The organism is Actinomadura sp. NPDC023710 (assembly GCF_040639875.1).
Taxonomy (GTDB): Bacteria; Actinomycetota; Actinomycetes; order Streptosporangiales; family Streptosporangiaceae; genus Spirillospora; species Spirillospora citrea.
The window spans coordinates 1-16104 of the sequence record NZ_JBFAGB010000051.1 but is presented as its reverse complement, the minus strand read 5'-3'; the positions used below and the strand labels follow the sequence as shown (position 1 = coordinate 16104).

Sequence of the window (16104 nt, the reverse complement as noted above, 5' to 3'; positions counted from 1 at the left end):
AGCGCCCAGTGCGCCTTCCAGCCGCCCGACCCGTGCCGTGGGCCAAGGCTCCTCCACTCTTACTGATCCCTGGGCTTATGGGGTCGCCAGGGCTTCGGTGGGGGCCAGGCGCGCTGCGCGTAGGGCGGGGTACAGGCCGGCGACGCCGCCGATGACGAGGGTGGCGAGGATGCCGCCGGCCATCGCCCACACCGGGACGACGGTCGGCCAGCCCTGGGTCATGGCGAAGACGGCGGTGACCACGATGCCCGCGGCCACGCCGCCGACGCCGCCCAGCACGGCCAGCAGTTGCGACTCGGCGAGGAACTGGAGCCGGATCTGGCCCCGGGTCGCGCCGAGGCTGCGGCGCAGGCCGATCTCGGCGCGGCGCTCCAGGACGGAGATCACCATCGTGTTGGCGACGCCGACGCCGCCGACCAGCAGCGCGACACCGCCGAGGCCGAGGAGCAGGCCGGTGAACGCCCGGTCGCCGGCCTGCTGCGCGGCCAGCGCGTCCGAGGGCCTGCTGACCTCGACCTCGTTCGGCGACTGCGGGTTCGCGGTCGCGGCGAGCAGGTCCCGCACCTTCGCCACGGCGTCCTTGCGGGCCCGGGTGTAGACGGTGGTCGGGTGGCCGTCGAAGCCGAGGCGGGACGCTGCGGCGTCCCAGCCGACGAGCGCGGCCGAGTCCAGTTCCGGCGCTAGCTGGTTCGGTTCCAGGACGCCGACGACGGTGAACCACTGGGAGCCGAGCCACACCTGCACGTTCGGCGTCGAGACGCCGAGCCGGTCGGCGGCCGCCGACCCGAGAACGACGGCCGGATACTTCGCCGTGCCCGCGTTGAGCCAGGTCCCGGCGGCCATGGTGAGGCCGACGGTCCGCGGCAGGTCGAGGCGGGCCGCCAGGACGCTGATGCCGCCGCTCTCCCCCTCCGGGATGTGGTCGTTGCGGTAGACGGCGGTGTCCTCCAGCTTCGCCGTCGCCGACGCCGACCGCACGTCCGGCATCCGCGCCACCATGCCGACGGACTCCTCCGGCAGCTTGGCGTCCCCGCCGAACAGGTCCCGGCCGGGGCCGACCGTGAGCAGGTTGGTGCCGAGCCGGTCGAGGGTGGCCTGCAGCTGCGCGCGGCTGGACGTCGAGATGCCGACCACGCCGATCATCGCGGCGATGCCGATCGCGATTCCGAGGGCCGACAGGAACACCCGCATCGGCCGGGACCGCAGGCCGGCGGCGCCGACGCGCAGCACGTCGCCGGGGCCGAGCCTCGCCGGGGCGTCCCCGGGAGCGGTTCTGTCGATCACGGCGCCCCCACCCGTGCGTCGTCGTGCACGATCCGGCCGTCGCGCATCCGCACCTGCCGGGGCAGCAGCGCGGCGATGTCCCGGTCGTGCGTGATCAGGACGACGGTGGTGCCGCCGCCGGACAGCTCGCGCAGCAGGTCCAGGACACCCGCGCCCGACGCCGAGTCCAGCGCGCCGGTCGGTTCGTCCGCCAGCAGCAGCGCGGGCTCCCCCACCACCGCGCGGGCGATCGCGACCCGCTGCCTCTCGCCGCCCGACAGCTGGTGCGGCCGGTGGCCGAGACGGTGCCCGAGCCCGACGCGCTCCAGCGCGCGGCGGGCCCGGCGGCGCCGCTGCGGCAGCGGCACGCCCCCGTACAGGAGCCCGTCGGCGACGTTGTCGAGCGCGCTCACGCCCGCGGCGAGGTGGAACTGCTGGAAGACGAAGCCGATCCGCCGGGCGCGCAGCGCGGACAGGCGCCGGTCCGGGAGCCTCGACACGTCCCCGCCCTCGACGAGGACGGTGCCGGCGCTCGGCCGGTCGAGCGTGCCGAGCAGGTGCAGCATCGTCGACTTCCCCGATCCGGACGGCCCGACGATCGCGAGGAGCTCGCGCTCCTCGACGGTCAGCGACACCGTGTCCAGCGCGGTGACCCCGCCCGGGTAGGTCTTGGTGACCTCCCTGAGCTCCACGACCGGGCTCATGACGGCACCCCGACCTTCATGCCCTCGGCGAGGCCCGCTCCGGAGATCTCGACCCGGCCTTCGGTGAACACGCCGGTCTCCACCGGCACCGTGCGGACCCGCCCGTCCTGGACGACCTGGACGGCGTAGCCGCCGTCGCCCCGGGCGATCAGCGCGCCGATCGGCACGGCGAAGACGTCGGGATGCCGGTTCGCGGTGAGGTGTACCTCGACGGGCGCCTTGTCGTAGGAGCCGAGCTTCGCGCGGCCGGCGACGGCGATCTCGACCTCCACGGTGGTCGGCCGGTCTTCCGCGCCCTCCTTGGCGACCTTCCCGACCGAGGAGATCCGCCCGGTGACGGTGTCGCCGGACGGCAGCTCGATCTCCACTTCCGCGCCCTTCCTCGCGAGCCGCTGGTACTCGACGTCCAGGTCGACGGACACGACCCGGGTCGTGCCGGTGTAGGTGAGGACGGGCCCGCCGACGCGGTCGCCGACGTTCGCCTTGCGCTCGGCGACCCGGATCCGGCCGGGCGCGACGACGGCCGCGCCGGGGGCGACCCGGCCGGTCTCGTCGACGCCGAGGGCGTCCTGCCAGCGCCGCACGGCCGCGGCGGTGGCGGCGTCGTAGGTTTTGTCGACGGTGAACCCGGTGTAGCCGAGGGCCCGCAGGTTCCGCTCGAACTGCAGGACGTCGGAGCCCTTCGTCCCCTCGGCGAGGGTCCTGTACAGCGGCAGCCCGCCGTACAGCAGCGGCACCGGCCGGTCGTCGACCCGGTACACCGCCCTGCCCCTGGAGACGACCGATCCGGGCCCGGCGAGCCACGTGAGGGTGCCCCGCCCGGCGCCGGCGACGGTGCGGGCACCGCCGTAGCCGAGCGTGCCGTCCACGTCCTGGGTCTCGACGAGCGTGGTGCGCTCGATCGCCGCCGTCGCGGGCGGCAGGGCGCTGCGGGCGGCGGCGGGGTCGCCGCCGCCGCCGAGACCGACCGTCGCCAGCCCCGCGCCGCCGGCGACGGCCACCCCGGCCGCGCCGAGGACGACGATGCGCGTCCGCGCCACTAGTCGCCGCCCCGGATCGTCGCGGGGCCCCTGCCGCCGCCGCCGGGTGAGAACTTGGCGCATGCCTTCTGCGCGCTCTCGAACTTCGGGCTCTCCGGGTTCAGCCCGGTGCCCTTCCCGGCCTTGATCTTGATGCCGCCGTCCGGCTCGGGGTCGGGGAACGCACTGATGCCGTTGTCGCGCATGCACTTGGAGAACGCGCGCATCTTCGCGAGTTCCTCGGGCTTGGGCTTGGGCGGCTTCCCGCCGTTCGGCATCAGGTGCGCGCACTTCTTCTGCGCCGCCTGGAGGCCGCGGTCGGTCTCCGGCCCGCCCTTGGCGGGGCTGCCCGGCCTGGCGGACGCCCTGATCTCCACCCGGCCGTCCTTCGGGTCGGGCATGTCCACCCCGTTGGCGCGCATGCACCGGGCGAACTCGCGCATCTTCTGGTCGTCGCTTGCGGCCTTGGCCTTGGCCTCGCCGCCCCCGCCGCCTTCGCCCCCGCAGCCCTGCAGGCCGAGGGCCAGGGCGGGGACGAGCGCCAGCGCGGCGAGCGTACGTCGTCGCATCGGTCGGTCTCCCGTCGTCTCCGCCGGACCGAGTGCCGGCGGCGACCGCAAGTCCAGCCCGCGACCGGTAACCCCCGCGTAACCGGATCGCGTTATGCCCGCGTTACGCCCCCTCCCCGAAGCTGGGGCGGCGAGACACGCCGGGGGCGGGTCCGAGGAGGGGTGGCGGACGTGCGAGTACTGATCGCCGAGGACGAGCGGATGCTCGCCGACTCGATCGCCGAGGGACTCCGGGCGGAGGCCCTCGCCGTGGACGTGGTCTACGACGGCGACGCCGCGCTGGAGCGGCTCGGCATGCACGACTACGACGTGCTCGTCCTGGACCGGGACCTGCCCGTCGTGCACGGCGACGACGTGTGCCGCGCGGTGGTGGAGTCCGGCGCGCTCGTGCGGGTGCTGATGCTCACCGCCGCCGTCACCGTCCCGGCCCGGGTCGACGGGCTGCGCATCGGCGCCGACGACTACCTCACCAAGCCGTTCGCGTTCGAGGAGCTGGTGGCGCGGATCCTCGCGCTCGGCCGGCGGGCCCGCCCGGCGGCGCCGCCGGCACTGGAGCGCGCCGGGATCCGGGTCGACCCGTCCCGCCAGGAGGTGTACCGCGACGGCCGGTACGTGCACCTGGCGCGCAAGGAGTTCGGGCTGCTGGCCGAGCTGCTGCGCGCGGACGGGACGATCGTGTCCGCCGAGCGGCTGCTGGAGAAGGTGTGGGACGAGCACACCGACCCGTTCACCAACACCGTCCGGGTGACGCTGATGAAGCTGCGCCGCAAGCTCGGCGATCCCCCGGTCATCGAGACCGTCCCGGGAGTGGGGTACCGAATTCCATGAGCGCTGCGAGGACCGCGAGGTTCACCGACCGGCTGCGGCCGACGATCCGGCTGCGGCTGACGATCCTCTACACGAGCCTGTTCCTCGGCGCGGGCATCGTCCTGCTCGGCCTGACCTACCTTCTCGTGCAGAACAACCTGCAGAGGCAGGAAAGGCCCCCGGAGGACCGCGCCTTCACGGCCGCTGCGGGACCCGCGATGAAGAGCGCGGCGCCGATGCCCGGCGAGGCGTCGCAGCTCACCGTGCAGCGGGTGCAGGGCGTGCTGATCAAGGGGCGTGAGGACTACCAGCGGGAGACCCTCAACGCACTGCTCACGCAGGGCGGGATCGCGCTCGGGCTGGTGGGCGCGGCCGGGCTCGGCTTCGGCTGGCTGCTCGCCGACCGTGCGCTGCGCCCCGTGCACGCGATCACCGAGACCGCGCGGCGCGTCGCGCGCAGCCACGACCTCACCGAGCGGATCGCCTACGAGGGCCCGCGCGACGACGTCAAGGAGCTGGCCGACACCTTCGACACCATGCTCGGCCGGCTGGCGCGGGCGTTCGACGGGCAGCGCCGGTTCGTCGCGAACGCCTCGCACGAGCTGCGCACCCCCCTCGCCATCAACCGGACGCTGGTCGACGTGGCGGTGCGGCGCCCCGACGCCACCGACGACGTCAAGCGGCTCGGCGAGTCGCTGCTGGTCGTCAACGGCAGGCACGAGCGGCTCATCGACGGGCTGCTCACCCTCGCCGGGACCGAGAACGTCGTGGTCGACGCCGGGCCGCTGGATCTGGCGGACGTCGCCGGGCACGTCCTGCGGCAGGCGGCCCCCGAGGCGCGGGCCCGCGGCGTGACCGCGGACCGCCTGTTCGGCCCGGCTCCCACCTCCGGCGACCCGGTGCTGGTGGAGCGGCTCGTGCAGAACCTGGTGGAGAACGCGATCCGGCACAACCGCGACGGCGGCGAGGTGCACGTCGCCACCCGGGGCCGGGACGGCTGGGCCGAGCTCACCATCGCCAACACCGGCCCGGTGGTCCCCGCCTACGAGGTCGAGACGATCTTCGAGCCGTTCCGGCGGCTCGGCAACGACCGGGTGCGCTCCGACCGCGGCTCGGGCCTCGGGCTGTCGATCGTCCGCGCGACGGCCACGGCCCACGGCGGCACGGTGACCGCGGCGCCGCGCCCGGAAGGCGGCCTCGTCGTGACCGTCCGCCTGCCCGGCCGGGCCGACGCCCCGCTGCGCGCCGCCCCCGCCGGAAGATCCGCGTCAACCGCCGCGAGCTGAGGCGATCCCCTCGGCGGGGGCGGGCGCCCGCGGGCGCAGCGCGGACACGGCCAGGGCGACGACCGTCCCGGCGAGGGCCCACCCGGCGAGCACCCACAGCGCGTGCGCCGTGGCGTTGCCGGAGAAGTAGACGGTGTTGCGGACGGCCGTCGTCGCCGCGCCCGTCGGCAGCCAGCCGCCGATCGCGCGCCAGAACGGCGGCAGCAGCGCGACCGGGTAGGCGCCGCCGGCGCTGGGGTTGCCGAGCACGACGAACAGCAGGATCGCCAGGCCGATCCCGACGAGTCCGAACAGCGTCTGGAGCGCGGCGGTGGCGGCCGCCGCCGCGAAGACCACGAGCGCCCCGATGCCCCACACCGGGAAGAAGTGGCCCGGCAGCGCGCCGAGGAGGGGGCCGGCGATGAGTGCGCCGCCGAGCCCCGACACGACCGAGTAGAGGGCGAGCGCCCCCAGCCGGATGACCGTGCGGCGCGCGTTCCCCGGGCGGGCGCCGCCCGCGACCGCGAGGATCGCGGCCGCCAGGTAGCCGCCCACGACCCAGCCGATGACGAGGTAGAAGGAGGACAGGCCGCGGCCGTCCTTGGGGCCGGGCGGCCGGATGTCGACGACCGTCACCTGCCGGCCCCGGGCGGTCTCCAGCCGGTGCGCGACGTCGGTGGCGGTGCCGGCGAGCGCCGGTCCGGCGGCGGAGGCGACCAGGAGCGTGTCGGTGCCGCCGCGCGGGTCCACGATGATCGCCGCGTCGACGTCCCGGTGCAGGATGTCCCGGCGGGCCTGCTGCGCGCCGGGGGCCGTGCGGGCCTTCAGTGGCCTGCCCGTCAGCGCGTTCACCTGCGCGACGGCCTGTCCCGCCACCGCGGGCGGCGCGACCACCGCGACGGGGATGCGGTGCGGGGTCGGTGAATGGAACGCGCCGATGTAGGACAGGATGAACCCGAACTGCAGCAGCAGGACCCCGGAGACCAGGGCGAACGAGCGCAGCGTCACCGCGTCGCGGAGTTCGGCCGCGAACCCGCGGTCGGGCGGCCGCCGGTCGGGCGCGCGAGTGCTCATGCCGGTCGCCTACCCATTCGGCGGCCCGCTAGCTGCGCGAACGCCCGGTTCAGGCACCGGCACCGCCTTCGGTGTCGCGCAGGGTGGGGGTGTGCAGCCGGATCGTGGTGCCGCCCGGGCCGGACCGCACGTCGAGGTGGTCGCAGATCTGCCGGGCGAGCCAGACGCCGTCGCCCGGCCGCGGGTCGAGCGTCGGCGGATGCAGGCCGATGAAGGGGTCCAGGGACGCGGTGGCGGGCAGGTCGACGTCGCAGACGACCTCCCCGGGCCGGCCCCACAGCGCGACGCTCGGGCGGCGGCCCCCGGCGCCGGACACGCCGATGAGCAGTTCGCCGACCGCCGCCGCGAAGATCATCAAGCGCTCGCCGGCCAGCCCGAGCAACGCGGTCTCTAGCACGACGGTGTGCCGCATCCGGGCGGGGTCGCCGGTGCACGGAACGGTGACGGCGTCGTCCGGGCGGACGGCCAGCGGCGCCGCCCGGCCGCGCACGAACGCGACCGGCTCGGTGTATCCGGGGCTCGCGGCAACGTCGGTGCCGGCCACCATGTGCGGGTGGGTGCGCAGGGCGTTGCCGACGATCTCCGGTTCGAGGGTGCGGGCGTCGTAGGGGCAGACCATGTGGATGCCGGTGCCGGCCAGCACCGCGTTGAGGGCGGAGTCCATGCACTCCCACGCCTCGACCTGCCGGGCCGACCGTCCCGCCCAGACGGGCTCGGCGAGGATGCGGACGCGCTCGGCGCCGGGGTGCCGGTGCCGGTAGCCGGTGAACGCGGCGACGCGCTGCGGCGGGCGGCGGCCGAAGAACGCGGACTCGGCGTAGTCGACGTTGCGGGCGTGCCGCCCGAGGGCGGTCTGCACCAGGCCGAGGTTGACGGGCGTGGTGGTCACCAGCACCGGTTCCTCCCGCCGGAGCCCCTCGTCGATGAACGGGACAGCCATCCGTAAGAAGTCGTCGTCGCTGGAGTAGACGCAGCCTTGGTGCACGAACGTGGAGCCGTTCACCCCCGGTCCCCCTCTTCCAACGGCACCGGTGCGTGCCGTTACGCCGTGGCCCGCGGGCGCGCCCAGGCAGGCGGGGGCGTCGCCGCGGCAGATGACCCCCGATCGACTACAGTAAGGATCGTATCGATCACAAGGAGTATCAAGCGGAACCCCGAAACACCCCTGCCGTCCCGTCCGGATGCCGGAGGCCGCGGGCCTGAAACCCGGGCCGGATCAAGGTAGCGTCGGACCAATGACCAGTGCTGAACTGCTCACCGACGCGTTCGACCGGATCCAGGAGGTCGTCCACGGGGCGGTCGGGGGCCTCTCCGGGCCGCAGCTCGCCCGGCGGCCCGCCGAGGACGCCAACTCGATCGCGTGGCTCGTCTGGCACCTCACCCGCATCCAGGACGACCACGTCGCCGGGGTCGCCGGCACCGACCAGGTGTGGACGCGGGACGGCTGGGCCGACCGTTTCGCCCTTCCGTTCGACGCGTCCGACACCGGATACGGCCACACCCCGGACGACGTCGCCGCCGTCCGGGTGGACTCGGCGGACCTGCTCACCGGCTATCACGACGCCGTGCACGACAGGACCGTCCAGTACGTGTCCACGCTGACCGACGCCGACCTGCCCCAGGTCGTCGACCGGGCATGGGACCCGCCGGTCACGCTGGCGGTCCGGCTGATCAGCGTGATCTCCGACGACCTCCAGCACGCGGGCCAGGCCGCCTACGTGCGCGGCCTGCTCACGGACTGACCTGCGGCCCGCCCGGCCCCTCCGGCCTGCTCCGGGGACGGGACGGCGGGGGCGAGATCGCGAATCAGGCGGGACCACCGGGGGCCGATGCGGTCCAGGTGATGGGCCCGCGCGGAGCGCAGGGCCGCCTCGCCCAGCCGGTCCCGCAGGCCGGGGTCCGCTATCACCGCGCGGAGCGCCTCGGTCAGGGCGTCCACCTCTTCGGCGGGGGCGAGCAGCCCGTCACGGCCATGGGCGATCATCTCGGCCGGCCCGGTGGGGCAGTCGAACGCCACCACGGCCAGCCCCATGCCCATGGCCTCGATGACGACCATGGGCATGCCCTCGCGGCGCGACGACAGCGCGTAGACCGACGCCCGCTCCATCTCCGCGTGCAGGTCGCGGGTGCGAGGGCGCAGCTCGGCCCGCCCGCCGAGGCCGAGGTCGTCGATCAGCGCCCGGAGCCGGTCGCGCCGGGGCCCGCCTCCGAAGACGCGCAGGGTCCAGTCGGGATGCTCGGCGGCGATCGGCGCGAACGCGCGCAGAAGCAGGTCGAAGCCCTTGGCGTGGACGAGCCGCCCGGCGGCCACGACGACCTTGTGCTCGCGCCGGGACGGCCGCTCCGGTAGCGCGGGCCCGGCGTTCGGGATGCGGACGACGCGCACCGCGGACCCCGCGAGCGCGGCCTGGTATTCGGCGCGGTCCGCCTCGGTGAGCGTGGTGACGACCGTGAGCCGGCGGTAGGCGCGGACGATCTGCCGCCGGAGGGCGGGCCGGTAGGCCCCGAGGTGCATGTGGTCCTGGCCGATCGTCGCGACCCCGGCCGGCGCCAGTTCGGCCGCCAGCAGGTTGAGGGACGGCCTGGTGCCGATGAGCACGTCGGGCGGCGCCCGCCAGATCGCGCGGCGCAGCAGGCACACGTCCGTCCAGAGGCTCATGTGGCGGAACGACGCCTCGTCCGCCGGTGTCAGAAGGCTCGGCAGCCTGGCCAGGACGCGGGCCGCGCGCGCCCGGGGAGCCAGGCCGTCGTCGGCGTAGGTGACCGTGACCTCGGCGGGGAGGGCGAAGAACGGCCTCCTGCTGCGCTTCAGCACGCTGACGATCTCGACGTCGTGGTCGCGGGCCAGATGGCCGCACAGGTTCAGGACCGTGCGGATCGTCCCGCCCGTCCCGTGCGCGTTCTGCAGCAGGACGCGGACGCGGAGCCGGTCACCGGGGGGCGGGGCGCCCCGGCGCCGCAGCGGGCGCAGCGCCCAGAGCGCCGCGCGGCGCAGGGCGCGGTGCGCCCTGCGCCGTACGCGGCGCCGCAGTCGCAGCGGGCGCGCTGGCTCGTTCACCGGGTCCCCGATCGCCGACGGCCGTGTCCGGGCCGTTCCCCGGGCGGGGCCCGGTCATCGTCACCCGGTGGTCACGGTTCGGTTGAGGGCGCTGCCCTTCACCCACCGGTCCCACGACATCTGGTAGTAGCTCCAGCCGTTCATCGGGTCCAGCTTGCGCTTGCTGCCGGTGATGATCACCGGGTCGCCGCGGTAGGACCACTGGTAGTACCAGCGGGCGGCGGCGGGCGGGGAGTTGAGGCAGCCGTGGCTGACGTTCTGGCGGCCCTGCGCCCAGGTGGTGGCGGCCATCGAGTGGATGTACTCGCCGCTGTTGGAGATCCGCACCGCGTGCGGGATGACCTCCTTGTAGCCGCCGTTCTTCTTGTCGTCCGGCTTGACGCCCATCCACTCCGACGTCATGATCGCCGGATTCTCCTTGCCCATGGTCAGGTGGACGCCGCTGGTGGTGAGGTAGGTGTCGACGCCGTTGACGACGCGGCCGCCGCGGCCGGCGCTGATCCCCCAGCTGCGGACCTTCTTGCCGTTCTTGGTGGCGACGAGCTTGTGCGTCTTGGTGCTGACCTTGACCATGTGCGCGTCCCCGATGCGGAACCCGCGGGCGACGTCCGACACGCCGTAGGTCTTCTTGCCCGACCTCACCCCGGCCAACTTGGCCGTGAACGTCACCTGCTGGTTGGGCGCCCACCAGGTCCCGTTCTTCGTGCGGAAGATCACCGTGGTGTCGCTCGTCCAGTACCAGGCGCCGGTGGCGGGCGTGGCCGACTTGACCTCGAGCGCGCTCTCGACGGCCTTCTTGTCGGCCACCGGGCGGTTGAAGGTCACCTGGATCGGCATGCCGACGCCGACCTTCTCGTTCTTGCTCGGGGTGATGTCGACGATGCTCAGCTCGTTCGCGGCCTTGAGCGTGGCGAACGCGGCGTTGACGGTGGCCGTCTTGCCCTTGGGGCTCTTGGCGACCGCGGTGACCTGGTACTTGGCGCCGGGGCGCAGCGTGCGCGACTTCCAGCTGGTCTTGTCGGCGGCCATCGCGCCGTCCACGGGCTTGCCCCTGAGCGTGACCGCGACCTGTTCGAGCGTCCCTCCCGCGGCGGTGACGACGACGCCGTCCTCGGGCTTGGCCTTGGTGTTGCCGTTGCCCGGGTTGATCGTCACCTGCGGGACGCTCGCGTCGCCCTTCTCTCCGACGGTGACGCCGGAGTCCTTCTCTCCCCCGCTGCAGGCCGTCGTGAAGAGGAGGACGACCCCCGCCATTCCCGCGCCAGCCCGAACCCCTGCGGAACGCCTCCGCTGCACCCTTGACCTCCAGAACCCGCCGTCTACCAGAGCGACATTAGCGACAAAAGTCGTCGATCATGCCATGTCCCAGGGTTTTTGCAGGCGCCTGAGATCAAAGCGTTGCACGACGGCGGTTTCGTCGGCCTCTCCCGGCCCCTGGCGACCGTCTCAGCGGAGCGCACTGCCCTGCCGCCACTTGTCGAAGGAGAGCTGCCAGACGCTCCAGCCGTTGTCCCACTCGACCTCGCGGTCGGTCCCGGACAGGTCGATCACGTCACCGCGCTGCATGACGTCGTAGAACCACTTGGCGTTGGCCGGGCTGACGTTCAGGCAGCCGTGGCTGACGTTCGCCGAGCCCTGCGAGCCGACCGACCAGGGCGCCGAGTGCACGTACTCACCGCTGTTGGAGAAGCGGACGGCGTAGTTCACGACGGTCTTGTAGTAGCCCGCGTCCCCCTCCTTGCGTCCGGGGGACGTCATCGTGACCGGATTGCCCTTCTCCATCAGGAGGTGGACGCCGCTGGTGGTGGTGAACTCCCGCGTCTGGCCGTTGCCGGCGCTGAACGGGACGGTGCGCAGCTTCTTGCCGTCCCGCGTCACCGTCATGTGGTGGTCGCCGATGTCACCGGTGGTGATCTGCGAGGCGCCGATGCTGATGGTCGCCTGCGCGTCCTTGGCCCCGTACACGCCGCCGCCCGCGTTCACTCCGGCGAGGTTCGCCTGGAAGCGGACCGTCTGGTGCGGCTGCCAGTACGTCTTCGTCCGGTAGATGACCTGATCGGAGCCGACCCAGCGCCACGCGCCCTCGACCGGCTTCTCCGGGCTGACGCGCAGCGTCCGCTCCACGGCGGCCTTGTCGGCGACCGGCCGGTTGAACCGGACGAAGATCGGCATGCCGACGCCGACCTTCTCTCCGGTCAGGTTCGGCGTGATGTCCGCGATCGACAGCGTCTCGGCGGGCTTCAGCGTCGTGAACGAACTGGTGGCCGTGCGGCTCTTCCCGCCGTCGCCGGCCTGGGCCGTGACCGTGTAGGACGTCCCGGGGGTCAGGGTGCGGGTGGACCGCCACGTCTTGCGGCCGTCCCCGTAGCTGCCGGAGATCGCGGCGCCCCCGCCCTGGACGGTGACGTTCCGCAGCTTCGCTCCGGAGGCCTTGACCTCGATCGTGCCGTCCGGCTTGACCTGGGCGGTCCCGTTCGCCGGCGTGATCGTCACGGCCGTGTCCGACCCGCCCGAGGCGAGCTTGCCCTCGCCCCCGATCGAGCAGCCGGTCACGAGCAGCGCCAGCGCTCCCGTCCCGCCGGCCACCACAGGTCCCAACCGACCCTTTGTCACCACTGACTCCCCCAACCCCAAACATTCACCCCGTGTAGGTGAAATCTATCTAAGGATGGAGACGCCCTGAATCACGCCCAGGTTCGGACATGAGCGAAGATTCGCTGCTCAGAGATGGTCAGAGACGGCCAGAGGGGCGCAGAGAGGCCGCAGAGAGGCCACAGAGGGGGCGAAGAGGGGATGAAGGGGGACGAAGCCGACGGTCAGGCGCCGGCCGCGGGGGCGGCCGCCGCCGCGGGCTCGCGGTTGACGCGATGCACCAGGCGCTTGAAGCCCCAGACCGAGACCGCGATGCCGATCGCGCCCAGCCCCGCGACGATCCCGGTGCGGATCCACAGGTACATGCTGATCGACTCGTTGAAGAGCATCCAGAGGCTGACGCCCACGTTCGTGAGCAGCACCGCCGACCACAGCAGCGAGATGCGCAGGAAGAACTGGTGGACCCGGGCGTTCTTGTAGAACGCGTCGGGGATCGGCGCCATGTCCTTGGCGAGCTTCATCGCGAGCGGGCGACGGAGCGGCACCGAGGCGAGGAAGGCGATGCTGACGGCGAGCGTGCCGAGGGTCGGCTGGAGGAAGTAGACGACGGCACTGTGCGTCGCGGCGGCGAGGGCCGCGCGCACGGTCACCCCGACCGCGGCGAGCATGAGCATCCCCGACACCGGGTGGCCGCGCACGTACCGGTACACGATCCCGCCGTACACCCAGGCGACGGCGGCGATGAGCGCGCCGTTCAGGCCGAGGACCATGAGGGCGGCGTAGAACACCGCGACGGGGGCGATGACCCCCTCGATGAAGCGCGGAAGCGCGTGCATCAGCAGCGCGGTCACCCGCGGCAGTTCGAAGATGTGGTGGCCGCCCGCGTGCCCCTGGCCGTCCTGCGGCTTCGGAGCGCGCACCAGGCCGGGCGGTTCTTCCGCGGTCATGGTCGCCGGTCGTTCCATAGAGCGCTGCGCTCCCCGATCGGTGTGCATGGTCTCGGATGTGCTCACGATTCGCCCCACCGTACGTGATGATCCGCTCGCGTCCGTCCGGTTTGGACGGATCCGTCCCTGTGCGGCCGTTCTCCTGTTAGTTCGGCTCTGACACCCCTGTGGTGCGAATCAAGGCCGGATGCGGCCAGGTTCGAACCCCGTCTCCCTGGCTTATTTCCGAGTTTCGGCAGAGGTCACGGCGGACTGCTTCCGGGTATCCCCAAAGCCTTCTCAGGACTCGGGCGCGGTGGGCTGGACCTCCTTCGCCGCTGCGTAGATCGCGCGTAGCGTGACCGCCACGGACGGCCTGCGCACGCTGGCGGTGCGGGTCACGGCGTAGACCTCCCGGGCCAGCGTGCATTCGGGGATGCGCCGGACCGCCACGCCCTGGTCGCCGGCGGCGAGCGCCAGCGCCGGCACCGCGGTGATGCCGATGCCGCGGGCCACGAGGCTCAGGATCGTGTGGAGGCCCTCGAACTCCCAGGGCACAGGGCGGGCGCCGCCGACCGTGTCCAGGAGCCGCTCGACGGCCTGCCGGGACGGTTCCCCGGCCGGCGCCGCCAACCACGGCTCCTCCCGCAGCTGCTGCAGGTCGACCGGACGGTCCGGCTGGGACATGGGGTGGGTGTCCGGTACGACCAGCACGAGGGGGTCGCGGCGCAGGTGGAAGAACTCCAGAGCGGCGGGCGCCTGGTCGGGGACCTTGCCCGTCCAGTCGTCGATCAGCGCGATGTCGACCTCGCCGTTCTGCACCCGGCGGATGCCGGCGCCGGGCGCGGTCTGCCGCAGCACGAACGTGAGCCCGGGGTGGTCGCCGAGGCTCTGCGCCAGGGCGGGGGCGAACGCGACGGCCGCGGTCGGGAACGCGGTGACCACGACCCGGCCCATGGGCGCGTCGGCCTGCGCGGACAGCTCCGCCTCGGCCGTCTCCACGAGGCCGAGGATCTCCTCGGCGCGCTCGGCGAGGCGGCGCCCGGCGTCGGTCAGCTCCGCGCTCCGCGCCGTCCGGTCCAGCAGCGGGACGCGGGCCTCCCGTTCGAGGGCGGCCAGTTGCTGGGAGACCGCCGAGGGCGTGTAGCCGAGGGCCGCGGCGGTGGCCGCGATGCTGCCGCGGCGGGCGAACTCGGCGAGCAGCCGCAGGCGGCGCAGCTCTAGCATCAGCCCAGCTTACGGTCAGCATCGATGAGACTCGCTTGTAATGATGCTCAGCGCGGGCAAGAGTTAGGCGAACCCGGCCGGGTCGCAACACACGGGGATTCCACGATTACCCACCGTGAATCAGTCATGCCCTTTTGGAGTGCTCATGCCCCAGAACCAGCCCTCAGCCGTCCGGCCGGTGTCGTTCGAGCCGCGTCCGGTCCCCCTGTCCGCCACGCTCGCGGTCAACGAGGCCATAGCCCGCAAACGCAGGCGGGGGGAGCGTGTGCTTCCCCTCGGCTTCGGGGAGGCCGGGATACCGATACATCCCGCCCTGACCCGCGAGCTCGGCGCGGCGGCGGGCCGGGGCGGCTACGGGCCGGTCGCCGGGAGCGCCGCGCTGCGCGCCGCCGCGGCCGGGTACTGGGGCCGACGCGGGCTGCCCACCGACCCGGGCACGGTCGTCGCGGGCCCCGGCAGCAAGCCGCTGCTGTTCGCCCTGCTGACCGCGCTGGGCGGCGACGTCGTCGTGGCCGCCCCGAGCTGGGTGAGCTACGCGGCGCAGGCGTCGCTGGCCGGGCTGGACCCGATCCGGGTGGCGACGCCTCCGGGCGAGGGCGGGGTCCCGAGCCCGGCGCTGCTGGCCGACGCGGTGGTGCGGGCCCGCGCCCGGGGCCGCGACGTGCGGGCCGTCGTGGTGACGCTGCCGGACAACCCGACCGGGACCATCGCCTCCGAGGCCACCGTCCGGCGACTGTGCGCGGTCGCGCGCGAACAGGATCTGGTCGTCATCTCCGACGAGATCTACCGCGACCTGGTGCACGCGCCGGGCGGGACGGTGCCGAGCCCGGCGCAGTACGCGCCCGAGCGGACCGTCGTGACGACCTCGCTGAGCAAGAGCCTGGCGGCCGGCGGCTGGCGGATCGGGGTGGCACGCCTACCGGAGGGGCCGTTCGGCCGGGCGCTGCGCGACAGCCTGATGGGGGTGGCCAGTGAGATCTGGTCGAGCGCGCCCGCCCCGATGCAGCACGCCGCCGCGTTCGCGTTCGCCGAGCCCCCCGAACTGGTCGAGCACGTCGACCGCAGCAGGCGCCTGCACGCCGCCGTCGCCGGCGCGGTCGCCGACCGGTTCGCCGCGGCCGGCGCGCGTGTCGTGCGTCCGGAAGCGGCCTTTTACCTCTACCCCGACTTCGGCCCTATGCGGGACGATCTGGAGGCGGCCCACGGCATCCGCACGGCGGCCGACCTCACGCACCTCCTCCTGGAGCGTTACGGGGTGGGTGTCCTGCCCGGAAGCTCGTTCGGGGACGCCCCGGCGGCGCTGCGCATGCGGGTGGCGCCCAGCCTGCTCTACGGAGAGGACGACGAGCAGCGCCTCGCGGCGCTGGCCTCCCCCGCCCCGGCCTCCCTGCCGTGGATCGCGGGGGCCCTGGACCGGCTGAGCGAGGTGCTCAGCGACCTGTCGGCGAGCGTCACGGCCGGTGAGCCGGCGCTCGCCTGAGGGGGAGAACGGTCCGCGGGCCGCCCGGCCGAGGCCCGGGGGTTGCGACCCAGATGCTGAACCTGCCCTCGCTCGGCCCGAGGAAGAGCGTGCGGGTCCAGATCGCCCACGCGCTGCGCG

General features: G+C 73.6%; 15 protein-coding genes. 4 read left to right on the top strand and 11 right to left on the bottom strand.

Annotation, left to right across the window (positions count from 1 at the left end):
* Positions 1-75: 75 nt before the first annotated feature.
* Genes AB0H37_RS39185 through AB0H37_RS39170 form a run of 4 tightly spaced genes read right to left on the bottom strand, consistent with a single transcriptional unit; the run spans position 76 to position 3555 of the window.
* Positions 76-1284, bottom strand: a complete 1209-nt coding sequence (locus AB0H37_RS39185) for an ABC transporter permease (RefSeq protein ID WP_229810546.1) — start codon at positions 1282-1284, stop codon at positions 76-78.
* Complete coding sequence (locus AB0H37_RS39180) at positions 1281-1967, bottom strand: ABC transporter ATP-binding protein (protein WP_179834557.1); 687 nt, start codon at positions 1965-1967, stop codon at positions 1281-1283. Before AB0H37_RS39180 ends, AB0H37_RS39185 begins: the two co-directional genes overlap by 4 nt.
* Complete coding sequence (locus tag AB0H37_RS39175; protein WP_360617693.1) at positions 1964-3070, bottom strand: peptidoglycan-binding protein; 1107 nt, start codon at positions 3068-3070, stop codon at positions 1964-1966. The genes AB0H37_RS39180 and AB0H37_RS39175 overlap by 4 nt, the downstream gene beginning before the upstream one ends.
* Positions 3007-3555 (bottom strand): hypothetical protein, encoded by a 549-nt coding sequence (locus AB0H37_RS39170; RefSeq protein ID WP_360617691.1) that lies wholly within the window; start codon positions 3553-3555, stop codon positions 3007-3009. The genes AB0H37_RS39175 and AB0H37_RS39170 overlap by 64 nt, the downstream gene beginning before the upstream one ends.
* A gap of 171 nt (positions 3556-3726) precedes the next feature.
* Here AB0H37_RS39170 and AB0H37_RS39165 point away from each other — a divergent pair, with 171 nt between their 5' ends.
* A complete protein-coding gene (locus AB0H37_RS39165) occupies positions 3727-4383 on the top strand; it encodes a response regulator transcription factor (protein ID WP_360617689.1) in 657 nt (218 codons plus the stop codon).
* A complete protein-coding gene (locus AB0H37_RS39160) occupies positions 4380-5648 on the top strand; it encodes a HAMP domain-containing sensor histidine kinase (protein ID WP_360617687.1) in 1269 nt (422 codons plus the stop codon). Before AB0H37_RS39165 ends, AB0H37_RS39160 begins: the two co-directional genes overlap by 4 nt.
* On the opposite strand, the gene AB0H37_RS39155 is transcribed toward AB0H37_RS39160, so the two are convergent.
* On the bottom strand, positions 5631-6701 hold the full coding sequence (locus tag AB0H37_RS39155; protein WP_360617685.1) for a hypothetical protein: 1071 nt from the start codon (positions 6699-6701) through the stop codon (positions 5631-5633). The two genes, AB0H37_RS39160 and AB0H37_RS39155, sit on opposite strands and share 18 nt — an antisense overlap.
* A gap of 49 nt (positions 6702-6750) precedes the next feature.
* Positions 6751-7704 carry a sensor histidine kinase gene (locus AB0H37_RS39150; protein ID WP_360617683.1) on the bottom strand — a complete coding sequence of 318 codons (954 nt, stop codon included), beginning with the start codon at positions 7702-7704 and terminating at the stop codon, positions 6751-6753.
* A 232-nt stretch (positions 7705-7936) separates the two neighbouring features.
* Here AB0H37_RS39150 and AB0H37_RS39145 point away from each other — a divergent pair, with 232 nt between their 5' ends.
* A complete protein-coding gene (locus AB0H37_RS39145; RefSeq protein ID WP_360617681.1) occupies positions 7937-8443 on the top strand; it encodes a DUF664 domain-containing protein in 507 nt (168 codons plus the stop codon).
* Here AB0H37_RS39145 and AB0H37_RS39140 read toward each other — a convergent pair.
* From AB0H37_RS39140 to AB0H37_RS39120, 5 genes are all read right to left on the bottom strand, one after another.
* The gene (locus AB0H37_RS39140; protein ID WP_360617679.1) at positions 8416-9759 is read right to left on the bottom strand and encodes a glycosyltransferase family 4 protein; all 1344 of its coding nucleotides are present in this window, start codon (positions 9757-9759) and stop codon (positions 8416-8418) included. The two genes, AB0H37_RS39145 and AB0H37_RS39140, sit on opposite strands and share 28 nt — an antisense overlap.
* A gap of 60 nt (positions 9760-9819) precedes the next feature.
* A complete protein-coding gene (locus AB0H37_RS39135) occupies positions 9820-11013 on the bottom strand; it encodes an Ig-like domain-containing protein (protein ID WP_360617677.1) in 1194 nt (397 codons plus the stop codon).
* A gap of 192 nt (positions 11014-11205) precedes the next feature.
* Positions 11206-12348: an Ig-like domain-containing protein gene (locus tag AB0H37_RS39130; RefSeq protein WP_360617728.1), complete on the bottom strand. Its 1143-nt coding sequence runs from the start codon at positions 12346-12348 to the stop codon at positions 11206-11208.
* A 227-nt stretch (positions 12349-12575) separates the two neighbouring features.
* Positions 12576-13298 carry a VC0807 family protein gene (locus tag AB0H37_RS39125; protein ID WP_329091513.1) on the bottom strand — a complete coding sequence of 241 codons (723 nt, stop codon included), beginning with the start codon at positions 13296-13298 and terminating at the stop codon, positions 12576-12578.
* Positions 13299-13577: 279 nt separating this feature from the next.
* Entirely contained in the window at positions 13578-14504 is a 927-nt protein-coding gene (locus AB0H37_RS39120; protein ID WP_179834547.1) for a LysR family transcriptional regulator, read from the bottom strand.
* A 145-nt stretch (positions 14505-14649) separates the two neighbouring features.
* On the opposite strand from AB0H37_RS39120, the gene AB0H37_RS39115 reads away from it, so the two are divergent.
* Positions 14650-15984 carry a pyridoxal phosphate-dependent aminotransferase gene (locus AB0H37_RS39115; RefSeq protein WP_329091515.1) on the top strand — a complete coding sequence of 445 codons (1335 nt, stop codon included), beginning with the start codon at positions 14650-14652 and terminating at the stop codon, positions 15982-15984.
* The last annotated feature ends 120 nt before the right edge of the window (positions 15985-16104 follow it).

Bases quoted from the DNA above. Each gene is read 5' to 3' on its own strand.
- AB0H37_RS39180 (WP_179834557.1), bottom strand. From the start codon at position 1,967: ATGAGCCCGGTCGTGGAGCTCAGGGAGGTCACCAAGACCTACCCGGGC.
- AB0H37_RS39175 (WP_360617693.1), bottom strand. From the start codon at position 3,070: ATGCGCCAAGTTCTCACCCGGCGGCGGCGGCAGGGGCCCCGCGACGAT.
- AB0H37_RS39170 (WP_360617691.1), bottom strand. From the start codon at position 3,555: ATGCGACGACGTACGCTCGCCGCGCTGGCGCTCGTCCCCGCCCTGGCC.
- AB0H37_RS39160 (WP_360617687.1), top strand. From the start codon at position 4,380: ATGAGCGCTGCGAGGACCGCGAGGTTCACCGACCGGCTGCGGCCGACG.
- AB0H37_RS39155 (WP_360617685.1), bottom strand. From the start codon at position 6,701: ATGAGCACTCGCGCGCCCGACCGGCGGCCGCCCGACCGCGGGTTCGCG.
- AB0H37_RS39145 (WP_360617681.1), top strand. From the start codon at position 7,937: ATGACCAGTGCTGAACTGCTCACCGACGCGTTCGACCGGATCCAGGAG.
- AB0H37_RS39135 (WP_360617677.1), bottom strand. From the start codon at position 11,013: ATGGCGGGGGTCGTCCTCCTCTTCACGACGGCCTGCAGCGGGGGAGAG.
- AB0H37_RS39125 (WP_329091513.1), bottom strand. From the start codon at position 13,298: ATGACCGCGGAAGAACCGCCCGGCCTGGTGCGCGCTCCGAAGCCGCAG.
- AB0H37_RS39120 (WP_179834547.1), bottom strand. From the start codon at position 14,504: ATGCTAGAGCTGCGCCGCCTGCGGCTGCTCGCCGAGTTCGCCCGCCGC.
- AB0H37_RS39115 (WP_329091515.1), top strand. From the start codon at position 14,650: ATGCCCCAGAACCAGCCCTCAGCCGTCCGGCCGGTGTCGTTCGAGCCG.